General features: G+C 72.6%; 15 protein-coding genes and 1 pseudogene. 8 read left to right on the top strand and 8 right to left on the bottom strand.

Annotated features, from left to right (window positions below):
- Both A6A08_RS04845 and A6A08_RS04840 read right to left on the bottom strand, forming a co-directional pair.
- Positions 1-837, bottom strand: coding sequence for an ABC transporter permease (locus A6A08_RS04845; protein ID WP_073701311.1), 837 nt, complete (start codon positions 835-837; stop codon positions 1-3).
- Positions 830-1,630, bottom strand: a complete 801-nt coding sequence (locus A6A08_RS04840; protein WP_073701310.1) for an ABC-2 family transporter protein — start codon at positions 1,628-1,630, stop codon at positions 830-832. The genes A6A08_RS04845 and A6A08_RS04840 overlap by 8 nt, the downstream gene beginning before the upstream one ends.
- Before the next feature lie 254 nt (positions 1,631-1,884).
- Between A6A08_RS04840 and A6A08_RS04835 the strand changes: the two are divergent.
- Together A6A08_RS04835 and A6A08_RS04830 are read left to right on the top strand one after the other, a co-directional pair.
- Positions 1,885-2,442, top strand: a pseudogene (locus tag A6A08_RS04835) (RNA polymerase sigma factor); the annotation flags it as partial.
- Positions 2,443-2,455: 13 nt separating this feature from the next.
- Positions 2,456-2,755: a hypothetical protein gene (locus A6A08_RS04830; RefSeq protein ID WP_242422130.1), complete on the top strand. Its 300-nt coding sequence runs from the start codon at positions 2,456-2,458 to the stop codon at positions 2,753-2,755.
- 241 nt (positions 2,756-2,996) lie between these two features.
- On the opposite strand, the gene A6A08_RS04825 is transcribed toward A6A08_RS04830, so the two are convergent.
- Positions 2,997-3,296 carry a hypothetical protein gene (locus A6A08_RS04825; protein WP_073701309.1) on the bottom strand — a complete coding sequence of 100 codons (300 nt, stop codon included), beginning with the start codon at positions 3,294-3,296 and terminating at the stop codon, positions 2,997-2,999.
- A gap of 216 nt (positions 3,297-3,512) precedes the next feature.
- On the opposite strand from A6A08_RS04825, the gene A6A08_RS04820 reads away from it, so the two are divergent.
- Both A6A08_RS04820 and A6A08_RS04815 read left to right on the top strand, forming a co-directional pair.
- The gene (locus tag A6A08_RS04820; protein ID WP_073701308.1) at positions 3,513-4,373 is read left to right on the top strand and encodes an ACT domain-containing protein; all 861 of its coding nucleotides are present in this window, start codon (positions 3,513-3,515) and stop codon (positions 4,371-4,373) included.
- Positions 4,374-4,434: 61 nt separating this feature from the next.
- The gene (locus A6A08_RS04815) at positions 4,435-5,166 is read left to right on the top strand and encodes a L,D-transpeptidase family protein (protein ID WP_073701307.1); all 732 of its coding nucleotides are present in this window, start codon (positions 4,435-4,437) and stop codon (positions 5,164-5,166) included.
- 48 nt (positions 5,167-5,214) lie between these two features.
- On the opposite strand, the gene A6A08_RS04810 is transcribed toward A6A08_RS04815, so the two are convergent.
- Positions 5,215-6,759: a stealth family protein gene (locus A6A08_RS04810; RefSeq protein WP_073701306.1), complete on the bottom strand. Its 1,545-nt coding sequence runs from the start codon at positions 6,757-6,759 to the stop codon at positions 5,215-5,217.
- Positions 6,760-7,192: 433 nt separating this feature from the next.
- On the opposite strand from A6A08_RS04810, the gene A6A08_RS04805 reads away from it, so the two are divergent.
- The gene (locus A6A08_RS04805; protein WP_073701305.1) at positions 7,193-7,957 is read left to right on the top strand and encodes a protein phosphatase 2C domain-containing protein; all 765 of its coding nucleotides are present in this window, start codon (positions 7,193-7,195) and stop codon (positions 7,955-7,957) included.
- A 408-nt stretch (positions 7,958-8,365) separates the two neighbouring features.
- Complete coding sequence (locus A6A08_RS04800) at positions 8,366-8,770, top strand: hypothetical protein (RefSeq protein ID WP_073701304.1); 405 nt, start codon at positions 8,366-8,368, stop codon at positions 8,768-8,770.
- A 180-nt stretch (positions 8,771-8,950) separates the two neighbouring features.
- On the opposite strand, the gene A6A08_RS04795 is transcribed toward A6A08_RS04800, so the two are convergent.
- Complete coding sequence (locus A6A08_RS04795) at positions 8,951-9,661, bottom strand: DUF2267 domain-containing protein (protein WP_073701303.1); 711 nt, start codon at positions 9,659-9,661, stop codon at positions 8,951-8,953.
- A gap of 317 nt (positions 9,662-9,978) precedes the next feature.
- Here A6A08_RS04795 and A6A08_RS04790 point away from each other — a divergent pair, with 317 nt between their 5' ends.
- Complete coding sequence (locus A6A08_RS04790; protein WP_073701302.1) at positions 9,979-11,658, top strand: choice-of-anchor I family protein; 1,680 nt, start codon at positions 9,979-9,981, stop codon at positions 11,656-11,658.
- Positions 11,659-11,704: 46 nt separating this feature from the next.
- Here the strand turns inward: A6A08_RS04790 and A6A08_RS27895 are convergent, their stop codons facing one another.
- Positions 11,705-12,337, bottom strand: a complete 633-nt coding sequence (locus tag A6A08_RS27895; RefSeq protein WP_158069259.1) for a DUF2306 domain-containing protein — start codon at positions 12,335-12,337, stop codon at positions 11,705-11,707.
- A 504-nt stretch (positions 12,338-12,841) separates the two neighbouring features.
- Here A6A08_RS27895 and A6A08_RS04780 point away from each other — a divergent pair.
- Positions 12,842-13,732 carry a polysaccharide lyase gene (locus A6A08_RS04780; protein WP_143181672.1) on the top strand — a complete coding sequence of 297 codons (891 nt, stop codon included), beginning with the start codon at positions 12,842-12,844 and terminating at the stop codon, positions 13,730-13,732.
- A gap of 39 nt (positions 13,733-13,771) precedes the next feature.
- Here the strand turns inward: A6A08_RS04780 and A6A08_RS04775 are convergent, their stop codons facing one another.
- The gene (locus A6A08_RS04775; RefSeq protein ID WP_073701300.1) at positions 13,772-15,028 is read right to left on the bottom strand and encodes an FAD-binding protein; all 1,257 of its coding nucleotides are present in this window, start codon (positions 15,026-15,028) and stop codon (positions 13,772-13,774) included.
- Between the two features lie 167 nt (positions 15,029-15,195).
- Positions 15,196-15,864: a DUF2306 domain-containing protein gene (locus A6A08_RS04770; RefSeq protein ID WP_073701299.1), complete on the bottom strand. Its 669-nt coding sequence runs from the start codon at positions 15,862-15,864 to the stop codon at positions 15,196-15,198.
- Between the last annotated feature and the right edge of the window lie 97 nt (positions 15,865-15,961).

Raw genomic sequence — 15,961 nt, 5'->3', positions numbered from 1 at the left:
TCAGCTCCCGGTGGATCGGTAGTGGCGCAGCCCGGACCGCCAGCAGGCGGCGGCGATCAGGCACATGGCGACGGCGACGAGGGGGGTGGTGAAGCGCAGGGCGTCCGGCAGCCCGGTCGGGTCGGGGCGGCCGAGCAGGTACAGGGCGGGCTGCCAGGTGACGAAGGCGAGCGGCACCACGAAGGTCACCGCCCGGACCACGTCGCGGCCGTAGACGGCCAGCGGGTACTCGGTGAGGGCCTGCCCGCCGTAGGTGACCGAGTTGGCGGCCTCGCGGGCGTCGGCGACGAAGAACTGCAGGCACGCCCCGAGGACCCAGACCGAGCAGCAGATCGCGGTCCCCGACACCAGCAGCACCGGCAGCATCAGCGCCCTGCCCAAGGTCCAGTCGATGTCGCACGCCACCAGGGCGGCGGTGACGATGACCGCGCCCGGAACGATCCGCCCCAGACGGCGGGGCGCGAACCGGTCGGTCGCCATCTGCACCAGCGGCGACACCGGGCGCACCAGCATCACGTCGAGCGTTCCCGCCCGGATGTGCCGACCCAGGTTCTCGACCATTCCCAGGATCATGTCGGCGCAGGAGAAGGCGGTCGCGGCCAGGCCGGCCACGAGCAGCCCCTCCGCCAGGTCGAACCCCTCCAGCCGGCCGGCGTGGACGAACACCACGACGACGGCGCCGATCTCGGCGAACACGCCCAGCGAGGTCGCCAGGGTCATCAGCAGCAGGGACACCGGGTACTGGGCCAGCGCGCGGCACCAGGTCCACGCCAGCAGCAGGTAGGCCCGGACCGGCCAGAGCACGGACCCGCGGGCGCGGGCGAGGACGTCAGCCACCCTGGACCACCACCCTCCGCGTGGCGCGGGCGGTCGTCCAGGCGCCGAGGGCGAGCAGCGCGGCGGCCCACCCGGCCTGGAGCGCCAGACCGCCGAGCGGGGACCCGCCGGGCAGGGTGTCCTTGCCGAGGAGGATCTCGGCGGGGATCTGCACCATCGAGGCCCACGGCAGCAGGCGCAGCACCTCGGCGGCGGCCGGGGGGAACAGGGGGAGCGGGAGCAGCAGTCCGGCGGCCACCGGGCCGAGCAGCCCGGCCACCGCCCAGACGCCCCGCGAGTCCATGATCCAGAACCCGGCCAGCTCGTACAGGTAGCGCAGCGCGAACGACACCAGCACGGCCAGCGCGGCCGACAGCAGGACGGCGGCCCAGCGCGCCGGTTCGCCGGGCAGGGACAGGTCGAACAGGAGCAGGCCGACGGCGAACGTGGGCACTCCGCGAAAGACCAGGCTGAACGTGGCCCGGCCGAGGTCCTCCGACAGCCACCAGCCCAGCAGCGACACCGGGCGCAGCAGGTCGGTGCCCACGTCCCCCGAGCGCACCCGCTCGCCCAGCTCCAGGGGCGGGCCCATGATGGCGACCGCGGCGATGAGCGCCTGGCCGAGGAACACCTGGGTGACGGCGTCCCCGGCGTCGTAGCCGTTGATCTGCGGCCGCGCCGCGAACAGGGCGAGCATGACGGCCGCGTTGATCGCGCCGAAGACGGAGTTGGTGAGGACCCCGGCGGCCGTGGCCGCACGGTAGGTGGAGTAGCGGCGTAGCCCTCGGGCGTACACCGCGCAGTGGACACGCACGGGCGTGGCTCCCTGGTGGGTCGGAACGTGCAGGAGGTGAACTGCCGGTCTCGACACCGGGGGAGGAACCGCCGGGGAGACACGGGGTCCGGCACGTCCCTGACGCGCGGGAGGCTCAGGTCCGGGTCGCCGCGAGTGGCGAACATAGCACGCCGCGCGCCCTCCGGGCCGACCTGCCGCCCGTGGATACCGTGTTCGGTTCCTCACCTGGAGTAGTTTCGCTGTGCGTACGAGGAGGGATGGTCGCGCCATCTATGCACAGGGAGACCGTACTTCCGGTGAGCGTGCTCGTGGAGCGCGCGCAGGACGGGGACGACAGGGCGTTCGAGGCTCTCGTCCGCGGCCACCAGGACACCGTCCACCGGATCGCCCTGCGCGTGCTGCGCGATCCCCTGGACGCGCGGGAAGCCGCCCAGGACGCGCTCGTCACCGCATGGCGCAGGCTTCCCGAACTCACCGGGCCCCGGAGCTTCCCCGCCTGGCTGAACCGCATCGTGGCGCGGCGCGCGCTGAACATGCTGCGGGCCCGAAAGCCCGTGGACCCGGTGGAGGACGGCGAGCGGCTGGCGGCCCCCGGCGCCGGGCCCGCGGGTGAGACGGTCGCGCAGAACCTGCGGGAGGCGCTGCGCGACGCCCTGTCGGGACTGCCGCCCACGCAGAGGGCCTGCTGGATCCTGCGCGAGATGGAGGGACTGGGCTATGAGGAGATAGCGGAGATCGTCGACACGACCCCGACCCCGACCCCGACCCCGACCCCGACCGCGGTGCGCGGACGCATCCAGCGCGCACGTACACGTCTCGTGGAGGCGCTCGGAGGGGACCGTCGTGCTGGGTGCTCCCGGACCGGGTGGCACGGAGGTCGGGGAGTCGGCCGTGGCCGCCATGCTGCGGGCCTCCGTGGAGCCGGTCCCCGGGGTCGTCGTCGGCCGCTGCCGGGTCGAGCAGACGCGCGAGGGCCTCACCGTCCGGGCCACGGCCCGCGTCACCGTCGGCCTCCCCATCCCCGACGCCGCCGACGCGGCCCGGCGCGCCATGCGCTCCCTGGCGGAGCAGCGGCTGGGCCTGCCCGTCGTCCGGCTGGACATCGAGGTCGTCGACCTGGAGGACCCGGCGCGGGACCGGTGAGGGCGCATGTGGTTCCGCCGGTCCGGATCCCACCGGACCCGTCGGCCCTATCCGGTTGTCCCGGACCCGCCGGGGCCTTCACCGCTCCTCCCGGAGGCGCGCTCGGGGACCGCCCCGGTCCGGTCGGCGCTCCCACCGTCCACGCCGGACCGTGCCGGGCCGCCACCGGGACGCGTGCCCTCGCCGGACAGTGTCGTCGTCCCGTCGTCGCGTTCCGGGGCGAGGGCGACCACGACCAGCGTTAGCCCGACGGCCGCCAGCACCGCGGACGCGAGCATCGGCGCGGAGGACGCCCAGGGGCGCCGGACCCGTGGGCGTGGAACCGGGTGAGGGCCCCGCCGGACAGGGGGCGGCCCACCAGGGACCCGGTGACCTCCGCGGCGGCCAGGGCCGACACCACGGCGGTGACGGCCACGGTGGCCACCAGCGGTGCGGAGCTTCGGGCGCGCAGGGTGTGCACCGGCCTGTCGTCCCGGACACATGTCTCCTCGCGGGCTCCCGCCACCGTGCCGGCCCGCTCCCTTGCCGCGTCGCGCTCCATGTCCCTCACGTCCCCCCGTGGTTTTCCCGTGCGTGACGGGTCGACCAGCCGAAAGTGCTGATACGGGAAAGGACACGCCAAGGCCGCCCCGGCTCACGGTGGAGCTGATGTGTTCTGGGGCACATCTCCGTGCCGTGGCCGCCGTCACCCTGTGTTTTTACCGCTCCGTCACGGCGCGGAGCACGGGCGCAACGTCGGCCTGGCACCTTCGGGCACATGGACGTTTCCGAAGGTGACTACGGAACCAACGACCACCACCGCGGCTTCCTCGGCCGCGAGGCACTCGAACTGGGCACACTGCTCCTCGCCGCCGGCGCGGCGCACCTGGTGGTGCTCTCCCTCGGCCACAGCGACACCGGGGTCCGGGCCCTGATCGCCGTGGGCCTGCTCCTGCTCGCGGTCTCCGCGGCCCACCGGTGGCACCGCCACCGGGCCGCGTCCTCCTCCCGTCCCGGCGGACGCGCCGGCACGGGCGCACCGACCACCGCCCCGGGCGGCCCGCCGACCGCGCCGGGGCTCTCCCACGTCTTCGATGACCTGCTGTGGAGTGTGCGCGTCACGGTCTCCGACGTGCCCGGGGGCCTGGCCGCGCTCACCACGCGGTTCGCCGCCCTCGGGGTCGACATCAGGCTCATGCAGGTGCACCCCGCCGGGGCCGACGCCATAGACGAGTTCTTCGTCAGCGCCCCCGCGCACATGCGCGAGGACGCCCTGTACGGAGCCGTACGGGATGCGGGCGGACGCGACGCAGCCGTCCGCCGCGCCGACGTCCACGAACTCAGCGACACCACCAGCCGCACGCTCGCCCTGGTCAGTGCCCTGGTCGCCGGGGCGACCACCCTTGAGCGCTCCCTGCTGTCCCTGTCCGCGGCCCAGGACGTGGCGCACACGGCGCAGCCGCCCGGCGGCATGGCCAGGGAGGACCTGTCCGGCACGACGATGACCCTGCCCGCGCCCGACGGAGGCGTCCTCGCGGTCCGCAGGCGGGGCGTGCCCTTCACCGCGGTGGAGTTCGCCCGGTGCCGGGCGCTGGCACACGTCGCCGCGTCCCTGCACACGCGCCCGCTCCGGGGATGAGGTCCGTCCACAGGCGGAACGAATCCGGGAGAAGTCCGGGCGCGGTGGGTAAGGGGAACGTATGGCAACCCCCCGATCACTCCCCGCGTGGAACACGGTACGAACCCTCCTCCTGGCCCTGACCGCGGCCTTCGCCCTCGTCGCGGCCGTGGCCGCTCCGGCCGCGCACGCCGTACCGGCCTCGGTCGCCGAGGGCCCGGAACTGCGCCAGGGCAGCACCGGGCCCGAGGTGGCCGCCGTCCAGGAGCGACTCACCGAGCTGGGCTACTGGATCGACGGTGTGGACGGCCAGTTCGGCTTCCACACCGAGCAGGCCGTCGTGGCGCTGCAGAAGGCCGCCGGGATCGCCCGCGACGGCATCGTGGGCCCCAACACCCGCTCCGCGCTCGCCGAGGGCGTGCGCCCGGAGGCCGAGTCCTCCTCCGGCGACCTGCTGGAGATCGACCTGGACCGGCAGCTGCTGCTGGTGGTCTCCGACGGTGAGGTCGAACGCGTCCTCAACACCTCCACCGGCTCCGGACGGCCCTACGAGGCCTCGGACGGCACCGAGCGGATCGCCACCACCCCCACCGGCACCTACACCGTCTTCCGGGAGGTCGACGCCTGGGACCCCGGCCCCTACGGAGCCCTGTACAGGCCCATGTACTTCAACGGCGGCATCGCCGTGCACGGGTACCCGGTCGTCCCCTCCCAGCCCGCCTCCCACGGATGCGCCCGGGTGAGCCTGACCGCGATGGACTGGCTCTGGGAGAGCGGCCGTATCGACGTGCACACCACCGTCCTGGTGCGCTGACCCCGCGCCGGCCCGGAAGGGGCGGCCCGGCCGGTGCCGGGCCGCCCGTCACCGCTCGAAGCTGCTCCTGAAGGGGAAGTACGCGCCGAGGAACCCGTCCACGTGCCTCTCGGCCTCCTCGTCCGGTTCCGTGGTGTCGTTCACGCAGAAGGTGTCGAAGTTGCGCTGGGACAGCAGGGCCCGGGTCCGGTACCGCACCGCGTCGAGGTCGGCCAGGTTGAGGTAGGTGTAGCGCAGGCCCCCGAGCACGGCCCTGCCCGTGAACAACGCGTAGTAGTTGTGCAGGGACGACGGTACGGAGTGGTCGTCCGGGTGCCGGAACCGCGACGCCGCCGTCCGCGCGAACACCTCGGGGAACTCCTCCTCCAGCTCCCGGAGCACCGACCGGCGCTGCGGGATGGGCGTGTGCTTGAACTTGGACATGGGCACCTTGCCGAAGTGCTTCTCCAGCAGCGCGCTGTTGCGTTTGGCGGCGGCGTCCACGGGCTGGTCCTCCTCGCTGACCTCCCCCAGGCCGAAGCGGTAGGGAGAGGGGTTCAGCTTCACGATCCCGTTGGGGTGGAAGAAGAGGGAGGGGGACACGGGGCGGCCGAAGAACACGTCGTCGTTGAGGTACAGGTAGTGCTCGGCCAGGCCCTCGATGTGGTGCAGCTGCGACTCGATGGCGTGCGAGTTGAACACCGGGAGGACCGACGGGTCCTTGAAGATCTCCTTGTGGTCCACCACCCGCACCCTCGGATGGTCGGTGTTCAGCCACGGCGGCGTCTGGCCGTCGGTGACGATGTAGACGTTGCGCACGAAGGGGGCGAACATCTCCAGCGAGCGCAGGGAGTAGAGGAGTTCATCCCGGCTGGTGTAGCGGGAGTCGGACGCGGAGTGCGGGTTGGCCGGAGCGCTCTCACCGAGATAGGAGTCGCGCTTGGCGCGCCAGGCCTCGTCGTCCCCGTCGACCCAGGTGTAGACGGCGTCGACGGGAAAGGCGAGGTCGGTGGCGAGTTCCCAGGTGAAGGCGTCCAGGGTGGGATGGGTCCGATCGCCGACCCTGACCTCGGCGGCCTCCCGGGCCCTTCCGGGGATCACCTCGCTCACCGGGTTGGGCTGGGGCGCGATGAGCGACTCCCGCAGGATGTGCTCGGGCGCCACGACCTTGAGCCGGTCGAGCCTCTCCTCGTGGTCGGGGGACTCCAGGAACCGCTCGCCCTCCTGCCAGAACTCCACGGTGAAGCCGTGGGCGGGGCCGGCGACAGCGGGGCCCCGGTCGCCGATCACGTGTTCTCCGAGCCGGATCACCGGAGCACGGCGGAGCCGGCGCAGCCGGAGCGGGGACAGGGGGCGGTACCCGTTGGGGGTCCTCACGTACGTGCCGCGGAGGCTGTAACGGGAGGCGAGGACCGAGATGACCTCGGGCCTGTCCTCCTCGGACACGGCGACCGAATGGTGGTACGTGCCGTTGGACCGGGAGATGAAGTAGTCGATTCCCCGGTCACGCAGGAGATCGGTGAAACGGTTCGTCTGCCGGGCGGTGAGGTCCTCGATGTCGAAGGGGCCGGACCAGCGCCGTGCGAGGACGGGTTCGCGCTGGTAGGTCGACATGCTGAGCTCCGGATCCCTCCTCCTGTGCCTCCACGAGACAGGGAGGAAGAGGGCTTTCCTGACCGGAACAGGGGTCATTCTCCTGAGGATTCTTCTGGCTCTCCGAAAGTAGTAGGGGAGGTTTCGCATCGGTGTCCATCCCTGTGTCGACTTCTTTTCGCAAGGGGGATGTCGGGTCTTCCTCTTCTCTCTCAGTGCGTGCGCTGTCGCCCTCGGTGCGGGGTCGGGGGGTCTTCCCTCCGCATCCTTGCCGGAGTGGAACCGCACCATATACGTAACGTCCAGAAAAATACCCAATCGTTCACTCCCACTACGGCGGGCCATTCCATGGGGGCAAGGCCGATGGGGTAGGTACGGTGCGGCCGCCGTGGCCCCGCACCGGCTCCGCGGTGTCCATGACCAGGTGTGCCGTCCGTGAACGGGAGATCCGCGAATGCCCTTCCGCGTCGCCACGGAGCCGGGCGACCCCGGCCGCCCCAACGAGGACTTCGCCGCCGCGACCGCCACCAGCGCGGTACTCCTGGACGGGGCGAGCGCGCCGCCGGGCGTGGACACCGGGTGCGCCCACGGAGTGGCCTGGTACACCCGGCGGCTCGGCGGGCTGCTGCTGGCCGGGGCCGACGCGGGTCTTCCCCTGCGCGAGGCGCTCGCGGAGGCGGTCACGACGGCCTCCGCCCTGCACGCCCACACCTGCGACCTGAGCAACCAGGAGAGCCCGTCGGCCACGGTCGTGGCGGTGCGCGTGGGCACCGGAGGGCTGGAGTACCTGGTGCTGTCCGACTCCGTGCTGCTGGTGGAGGGCCCGGACGGGGTGCGGGTGCTCACCGACACGCGACTCGACGTCCTCAGGAGCGAGCTGGCCCGCCAGGGGCGGCCGGGAGACGCCGTCCGCGCCCACCGCAACGTGGCCGGCGGTTTCTGGACGGCGGGCGCCGATCCCCGGGCGGCGGAGGAGGCGCTGACCGGAACCCTGCCCGCGGGACGCTTCACCGCCATGACCGACGGGGCGGGCCGGGTGGTCGACGTGTTCGGCGACCTGGACTGGGGCGAGGCGTTCGCCCTGGTTTCGGACAGGGGGCCGCGTGCCCTTCTGGACCGGGTGCGTGCGCTGGAAGCCGCTGATCCGGAGCGGCGGAACCATCCGCGGGCCAAGGGGAGCGACGACGCCACGGTGCTGGCGTGGACACCTGAGGGTTAGTTACGGTCAGGCCTAAAATTGATATTCGGATCCGATCATTCGCGAAATCCCGCGCTTGCTTTCAAGCTTGCCCAGGTGGTGCCGTTTCATGCTTTTCCGTCATGGCTGACGTTTCAGTCGTGACTTCAGATGACCTTTGATGCGATTTGTCGAAGAAGTTCACAGCGGCCCCGACGAGGGAGGGGACGTCACACACGGAGGAGACCGACGCCTCCCGGGAACCGGGGTGTCGGGCGCTTTCGCGTGTCGTGTTCATCCGGTAGATTTCCCGGTAACCGAACAGTCGGGGTTGCCGACACAACAGCCGCTCTCCCGCCTTCGGTGCTCTCTCTCCCCCTTGTGCTCATGCGCGCCGTACAGGCGTATCCCATCGAGGGAATCCGCGAACCGATCAGTGAAAGGAGAAGGTTGACCACCACGGGCGTTCTCGAACCCACCGGTCCCAACAGAGCCCTCGGCCGCACCAGTTGGCTGGACCGGGTCCTCGCGACCCCCAGCGACGCCGTCGTCGAGCGCCACCTGCCCGTCCGCGCCCTGGACGGCTACGATCGGCGTCCCAACCCCCTGGACGCCAAGACCCCCGCGGAGTTCCTGCTGACCATGCGCCGCTACCTCGTCTGGGCGGGTGACTGGTCCTACCTGGAACTGGAGCACCTGTGCGGGGGAGCGGTGAAGAGGTCCACCTTCCAGCAGGTCCTGGAGGGCACCGAACTGCCCGGGTACGTGTTCCTCATGGCCTTCGTGACCGCCTGCGCGGGCGAGGACGCGGGCGAGCGCCAGCGCTGGATGACCGCCTGGCGCAGGCTCCGCTAGGCACGGGCGCACCCCTTTCGCGTGGCAGGCCCTCCCCGGGACCCGCGGCCGCCGGGCACGGGGAAGCCGACCGGGGCCGGCCCCTCCCGCGAGCGGTGGCGTACCGGTGAGGCCACCGGTCGGCGGACGCGGAGCCTGACCGGCGCCTGCGTGCGAAGGGGCGCCGCCCGCCCCCCGTGCTCAGCCGCCCGAGCCGATCGCGGCCACCGCCTCGTCGATGCGCTCGGCCATCTCGATGTCCCTGGTGGTCACGGCGCCGATCGACGCGGTCCGGACGGTGAACGCGACCCCCGAGTCGGTGAACTCGTGCTCGTAGGAGTGGTCGATCCCGTGCGCGGCACGGTCGATCCGGTTCAGCAGCGGTGTGACACGGACCCTCGGCAGGTCAACCGACCTGGTCAGCCCCGTGGTGTCGCCCTCCCAGTCCGGGAGCCGGCCCAGGGCGTGTTCGAGGGTGGCCTGGTCCAGGCGGCTCGGAGCGCCCGTCTGCCCGGTGTCGGAGCGTCCCATGGCCCCGTCCGGGTCCCGGGCCCACTGGGCGAACTCCTCGGGCAGCCGGGAGGCGAGCGCGTCGGCGAGCTCGGGCTCACCGAGGTGGATGCCCGAGAGCACCATCCGGGTCAGGTGCGTCGCCCTCTCCGGCGGGCAGCCGATCTGCTCGCCGACCTCCTGGGCCAGCCGACCGGAGGTGCTCGGCCCGGACTCCTGGCGCGGGGCCGGGACGTGCCTGCCAAGCCCCGCGGGAAGCTGCTCCACGAGCCGGTCGCGCGTCTCGGTGTCGACGTGCCGCGCCAGCTCGCCGGTCACGGCCTCAAGCGCCCGACGTGCCTCGTCGTCGGACACGTTCGCGTTCCGGGTGACGTGGTCCATGAGTCCCTGGTACGTGATCATCGTCCCTCCAGAGCACTCTTCGTGTCTCGATCCACCTGTATCCCCCTCTCCTGACCTGCCACCACCTGCTCAAACGCCCCACAGGCCCCGGACCGGACACCGACGTATCCGCACGGAGCCCGGTCGCCCGCCCGGGCGAACCGGCGGGACGAACCGGCGCGGCGGTACCCGGCTCCGCCGCTCCGCGCCCGGTGCCTTCACCCGGGCGTCACCGTCCGTTCGGCCCGGCCTCGTCCGCCCCTGGTTGGCTTCGGCGCGGGCGTGACCGCGCCCCTCCCCCGAAGCCACCAGGAAGCACCCCGACCACGGCGGTCGCGGTGTCCCTCGCCGTCGCCCTCACCGGGACATCGGTCCCCGTCCACGCGGAGCAGCGGGCACCCCGCGAAGGAGGGCGCGACGGCATCGCGCTGTCCGCCCTCGGCAGCCACCGCACCGGCTCCTTCGACGAGGCGGCGGCGGAGACCGTCGCCCACGACCCGCGCACCCAGCGCCTGTACGTGGTCAACGCCGAGGCCGCCACCGTGGAGGTGCTCGACATCTCCGACCCCGCGGCGCCCGTCAAGCTGTTCGACCTGCGCACACCCGGGGTCGTGGCGGCCGACGGCTCGGTGGTGGAGGAGGGCGCGGTCGCCAACTCCGTGGCGGTCCACGGCGGCGTCGTGGCCGTGGCCGTGGAGGCCGCGGACCGCACCGACGACGGCTGGTTGGTCTTCTACGGCACCGACGGCACCGCGCTCAACGCGGTCCGGGGCGGCGCCCTGCCGGACATGGCCGCCTTCACCCCCGAGGGGCGGACGCTGCTGGTGGCCAACGAGGGAGAGCCGAGCGACGACTACGCGGTCGACCCCGAGGGCTCGGTGAGCGTCATCCGGGTGGACCGCAGGCCCGCCTCGATCACCCAGGACGACGTCCGCACCGCCGGCTTCGGCGCCTGGGACGGGGAGCGGGAGCTGCCCGGGGGCGTGCGGGTGTTCGGCCCGCACACCTCCACCGGGGAGCCGGGAACCCCCGGGCGCGTGGCGCGCGCACTGGAGCCGGAGTACATCTCCGCGGACACCGCGTACAGCGCCCACGTGGTGCTCCAGGAGGCCAACGCCTTCGCCGTGCTGGACCTGCGCACCGCCGAGTTCACCGACATCGTGCCCTTCGGCGTGAAGGACCACATGGAGCCCGGGAACGAACTGGACGTGTCGAACCGCGACGGGGAGGTCCGCCTCGCCAACTGGCCGGTGTACGGCATGTACCAGCCCGACGGGTTCGACACCTACCGCTGGCGCGGACGGACCCTGCTGGTCACCGCGAACGAGGGCGACACCCGTGACTGGGACGGCTACTCCGAGGAGACCCGGTTCCGCGACCTGGTGGAGCGCGCCCCGCTGTGCGAGGACTCCCCGCGCTTCGCGGACTTCCTGGCCGGCAACGACCTGGGCATCGACACCCTGGACGGGCTGCGAGGCGACGCCGAACTGGGCAGGCTGACGGTCTCCGCGGCCGAGGGCCTGCGTGAGGGCGAGGACTGCTACGAGGACGTGTACGCGTTCGGCGGGCGCTCCTTCTCGATCTTCACGTCCGAGGGAGAGCTGCTCTTCGACTCGGGGGCGGACTTCGAGCGGATCACCGCCGAGACCGAACCGGACTTCTTCAACTCCAACCACACCGAGAACAGCTTCGAGAGCCGTAGCGACGACAAGGGCCCGGAGCCCGAGGGCGTCGTGCTCGGAAAGGTCGCGGGCCGCACCTACGCGTTCGTCGGCCTGGAGCGGGTGAGCGGCGTGATGGTCTACGACGTCACGGACCCCCGGGAGCCGTTCTTCGTGCAGTACCTCAACAACCGCGACTTCTCCGCCGAGCCCGGCACCCCGGAGGCGGGCGATCTCGGCGCGGAGGGGCTGGCCTTCATCAGGGCCGCGGACTCCCCGGTCGAAGGGGTGCCCCTGCTGGCCGTGGCCAACGAGGTGTCCGGCTCGACCACCCTGTACCGGATCGACCGGACCTGAGGCTCCCCCTTCCGCCCGCCGGGTGCGCTCCGCGGCCGTCACACGGTCATGCGGGAGGGGCGCCCCGGCGGGACCGCCGCAGGTACCACTCGGCGACGAGGAGGTTGGGCACCCAGCACAGCCACGCGATGCCCTGGTAGACCCCCCGGAAGACCGCCTCCCCGTCGCCGCCGTGCGCCGGACCGACCAGCGGTGTGAGCGCGGGTACCAGCAGCACCACCAGCAAGCGCAGCATCACCCCGGCCATCGTCAGGGCGAACAGGCGCAGCATCCACTCCCGGTGGTCGGCGTGACGGCCCCGCCGGACCGCGCGGTACCCGGCCACGCCGACGGAGAACCACAGCACCGCCAGCAGCGAGAAGCCCGCCTGCGCGGCGAAGCCGTAGGTGCTCATCACGCCCACGACCAGCCCGGAGAGCGCACGGGGGAACACTCCGGCGAACAGGTGGATCCGGCCGATCACGCGGTGCGCCCGGCCGCGCCGCAGGGCGGGGAACAGCTGGAGGGGGGCGGTGACGAGCGCGAGGATCGACGCGGCCACGTGGACCAGCAGGAACGGGTAGTGGAACGGCCGGTCCGGCCGCAGGTCCACCTGGGACGTGCCGGGATCCAGCCCCACGTAGGCGGAGGCGGCGAACACGGCGAGCAGCGCGCACAGCACCGTGACCGCGACGAGCACGGCCGTGGCGCGGCGCCGGGGCGCCGGGACCGGACGGGTTCCGGCCGTGCCGGGGGTCGGGGGGAGGCGGGGGCTGAGGAGGCCATCGGTCTTCCTTCGGAGGAACCGGACGGGGACACCCTCAGACTGGTCCCCGCGTGCGGTGCTCGGTATCGGGCTCCTCCCGGAAGGTTCGGCCTCCTCGGCCGCGGCCGCGGCCGAGGAGGCCGCCCCCGACACCCCTAGGGGAGGCCGGGCCCTCCCGGTTCCCGGCGGCGTCCTCGGGCCCCGCCCTCCGGTGAGCGGCAGGTGGTCGACGGTCAGGGTGTCCGCGGCCCGGGGCACGAGCCGCACCCGTCGGCCTCGGTACGGCGGCAGGGCGGGGCCGCGTCGCAGCCCGGCCGCGGAGGCGGTCCCACCTGCGTGAACGGAGAGCGAACAGCAAGGTCGGCCCGTGTCGCGCACCGGCCGCGCGTGGTCGAGAGCAGAGGATGGCTCCACCGCCGATGCGAAATGGAGACGTCCGTGACAGCCAAGGCCCTGCTCGCCTCCGCACTCTCTTCCGCGGTGCTGTTGACCGTGCTGGGCGCCGCGCCCGCGGCCGCCGACACCGTCCCCTCGCTCACGTACCGGTACAACACCTTCGAGCGCCCGGCCGCGGGCAGCACCTACACCCTGGCGGAGTGGGAGAAGGACGGGTGGTACGCCCCCTACGGGCTGGGGATGGACGAGCGCACCCTCATCGACGACTCGGTCCCCGCCCACGGGGGTGAGAAGTCCCTGCGCGTGTTCTACCCCGAGGGGGAGATCGGTCCGCGCGACTCCGGCGCGCTGGCGCCGTTCCGGCTCACCCCGGCGCGCGAGTACTACCTGTCCTACTGGGCGCGCCTCAGCGAGGACTTCAGCTGGGGGAGCACCTCGTTCGGCGGAAAGCTCGGACTGGGCCTGGCCGGGGGCGCGGCGTGCTCGGGAGGGCGGACCTGCGACGGCGAGAACGGCTTCACCTCGCGCATGATCTGGCGCCGCGACGGCCGGGCGGCCGTGTACTACTACCACATGGACAAGGAGGGGAAGTACGGCGACGAAGCGGTCCTGCGCGTGGACGGAGCCGACGTCCACTATCCCCGGAACGAGTGGGTCAACATCGTCCAGCGGCTCAGGACCAACACCGTGACCGACGGCCGGGCCAACCCCGACGGCGAGATCGAGGTCTTCTACAACGGTGAGTCCGCCGCCCTGGTCACCGGCCTGCGGCTGGTGTCCAACGACGACCTGGTGGACAAGGCCTACTTCTCGACCTTCTTCGGCGGCTCCACCGAGAAGTTCGCGCCGGCCAACGACAGCTACGTCTGGTACGACGACCTGGAGGCGTCCACCTCGCGCGCCGACGTCTGCGGCCTCCTGGGCTGCCTCTGACCGGTCCGGGGCCCGGGGCGGGCGCCCCGGGCCCCGCCGTCACACGCGGGGGAAGAGGTCGTCGACGAAGGCGTTGCGGAACTTCCCGGCCGGGTCGAGGCTGAGCATCAGGCGTTCGAAGTCCCCGGCGCGCTCGTACCTGCCGGCGATGTCCGGCGGGGCCATCGTGGTGAGCTTGCCCCAGTGCGGACGGGCGCCCAGCGGCAGGAGGCGCTCCTCCACGGCGGCCAGGGCCGGAGCCACGGCCTCGGGGTCCTTGAGCCAGGTGAAGTGGAAGGTGACGCAGTCCCGGCCGTGGGCGGGGCTCAGCCACAGGTCGTCCGCGCGGACCGTGCGCACCTCCGCGACGTGCAGCGCCGGGGCCACCAGGTGCCCGATCCCGCGGAGGGCGGTGAAGGCCGCCCCGGCGAGGTCACGGGACACGTAGAACTCGGACTGCAACTCCTCGCCCGCGCTCGGTTCCAGGTCGGGCCGAAAGTGGGGGAGGCGCTCGTGCCAGGGACCGACGGCTCCCATCTGCTCGGTGCTGGACCCCGTGTGCATCCCGGGGACGGGGTGCACCGGCCCCGGCGCCGGCCGGCCACCGCTCCAACGGCCCACCGGCTGGTCGGTGCGGTGCTTGAGCCACACGGCGCCCTCGTCGCGCCAGTCGGTGAACAGGCTGACGCTGTAGGCCGCGCCGAACACCTCGTCGACGCGGTCGGCCACCTCCTCCAGGGGCACCCCGACACGGACCCGCTGGGACATCTCGAACGCCGGCTCGATCTCCAGCGTGAGCCGGGTGACGATGCCGAGCGCGCCGAGCGCGACCACCGCGCCGGGAAAGACCTCCGGATCCGCGTCACGGCCCAGCCAGAACAGGTCGCCGTCGGGGCCGACGAGCTGGACTGCGCGGACGGCGGCGGACAGGCAGCGCCGGCCGTCCCCGGAGCCGTGGGTGCCGGTGGCGCAGGAGCCCGCGACCGAGATGTGCGGCAGCGAGGCCAGGTTGGCCAGGGCGAAGCCCCGCTCGTGCAGCGCGGTGACCAGCTCGGCGTAGCGCATACCGGCGGCGACGGTGACGGTCGGGCCCTCCGCGTCGATCTCGGTCTGCGCGGGAAGACCGTCCAGCCGCACCAGGTCGTGGTCGGAGTCGGCGACGAGGTTGAAGGAGTGGCCGCTGCCGAGGGCGCGGATCCGTGCGCTGTCCCGGACGGTCCGGCGCAGATCGTCGAGGGTCCGGGGCCGGTGGACCCGGGGGCTGCCGAAGGTGACGTTGCCCGCCCAGTTGGCGACCTGCGTGTGCGGCGTGGACATGGGCCCTCCGTTGGTGGGGTGAGCGGCGTACGGTCCCGGTTGACCGGGCGCCGCCACGGCGGGCGGCACCCCGGAGGATAGCCGCAGGGCCCGAGGCGGGGTTCGGGCAGGGCCACGGGACCTTCGGCTTCTACCGCTGATCCCCGTCCCCGCTCCCGGGGGGACTCCTACCGGGTCTCCACGCTCGGGGCGGGGCGGGGGCGTGCGGGCCCGGCCGGGCGCCTGCGGATGATCCACTCGGCCACGGCGACGTTGACCGCCCAGCCGGCGCCCATGAGCATCGCCCTGCTGAACTCGCCGGGAGCGCCGATGAGCAGTGTCCAGGGCAGGTGGGTCAGCACCTGGGTTCCCGCGCCCAGCCCGATCGCGTAGCCGCGGATCATCCAGGCGCTGTGCCGGGCGATGTCCCGCCGCCGAACCGCGGCGAAGCCGAGGACGATCGACAGGGCCATGGCCGTGCCGAAGACGAGCCGTATGACGGTGAGCAGGCCGGTGTCACCCTCGGGAAGGGCATAGAACAGGGTCATCCACAGTCCCGAGAGCGCCGCTGCGAGCCCGAGTGGAACCAGGAGCCGTCCGGACACGCGGTGCCACCCGATCCGCCGTCGGCGGAGGCCGGGGACGAACTGGAAGGCGCCCAGAACGGAGTACAGGTCGGCACTGACGATGTGCAGCACCACGGGTACGGGTGAGGAGAAGAACCTGGCGTTGTCCGGCGTGATCTCGGCGCCGCCGGCCAGTTCGCCGACACGGAGGGTGCCGGCGGCCAGGGGTACCGCGCTGAGCAGGATCAGCAGGGTGGGTATGAGCCACTCGCGTCGGCTGGAGGAGGTCACGACGAGTCCCTTCGTGGTCGTGGCGACCCCGACACGGTGTCTTTCGTCGCCATGACTCGATCGTGGCGGCTCAGGGGGTGCCGGCTCATCGGAACAT

Origin of the sequence: Nocardiopsis sp. TSRI0078 (assembly GCF_001905145.1) — a bacterium.
Classification (GTDB): Bacteria; Actinomycetota; Actinomycetes; order Streptosporangiales; family Streptosporangiaceae; genus Nocardiopsis.
This window is presented reverse-complemented; position numbering and strand designations above follow the sequence as displayed.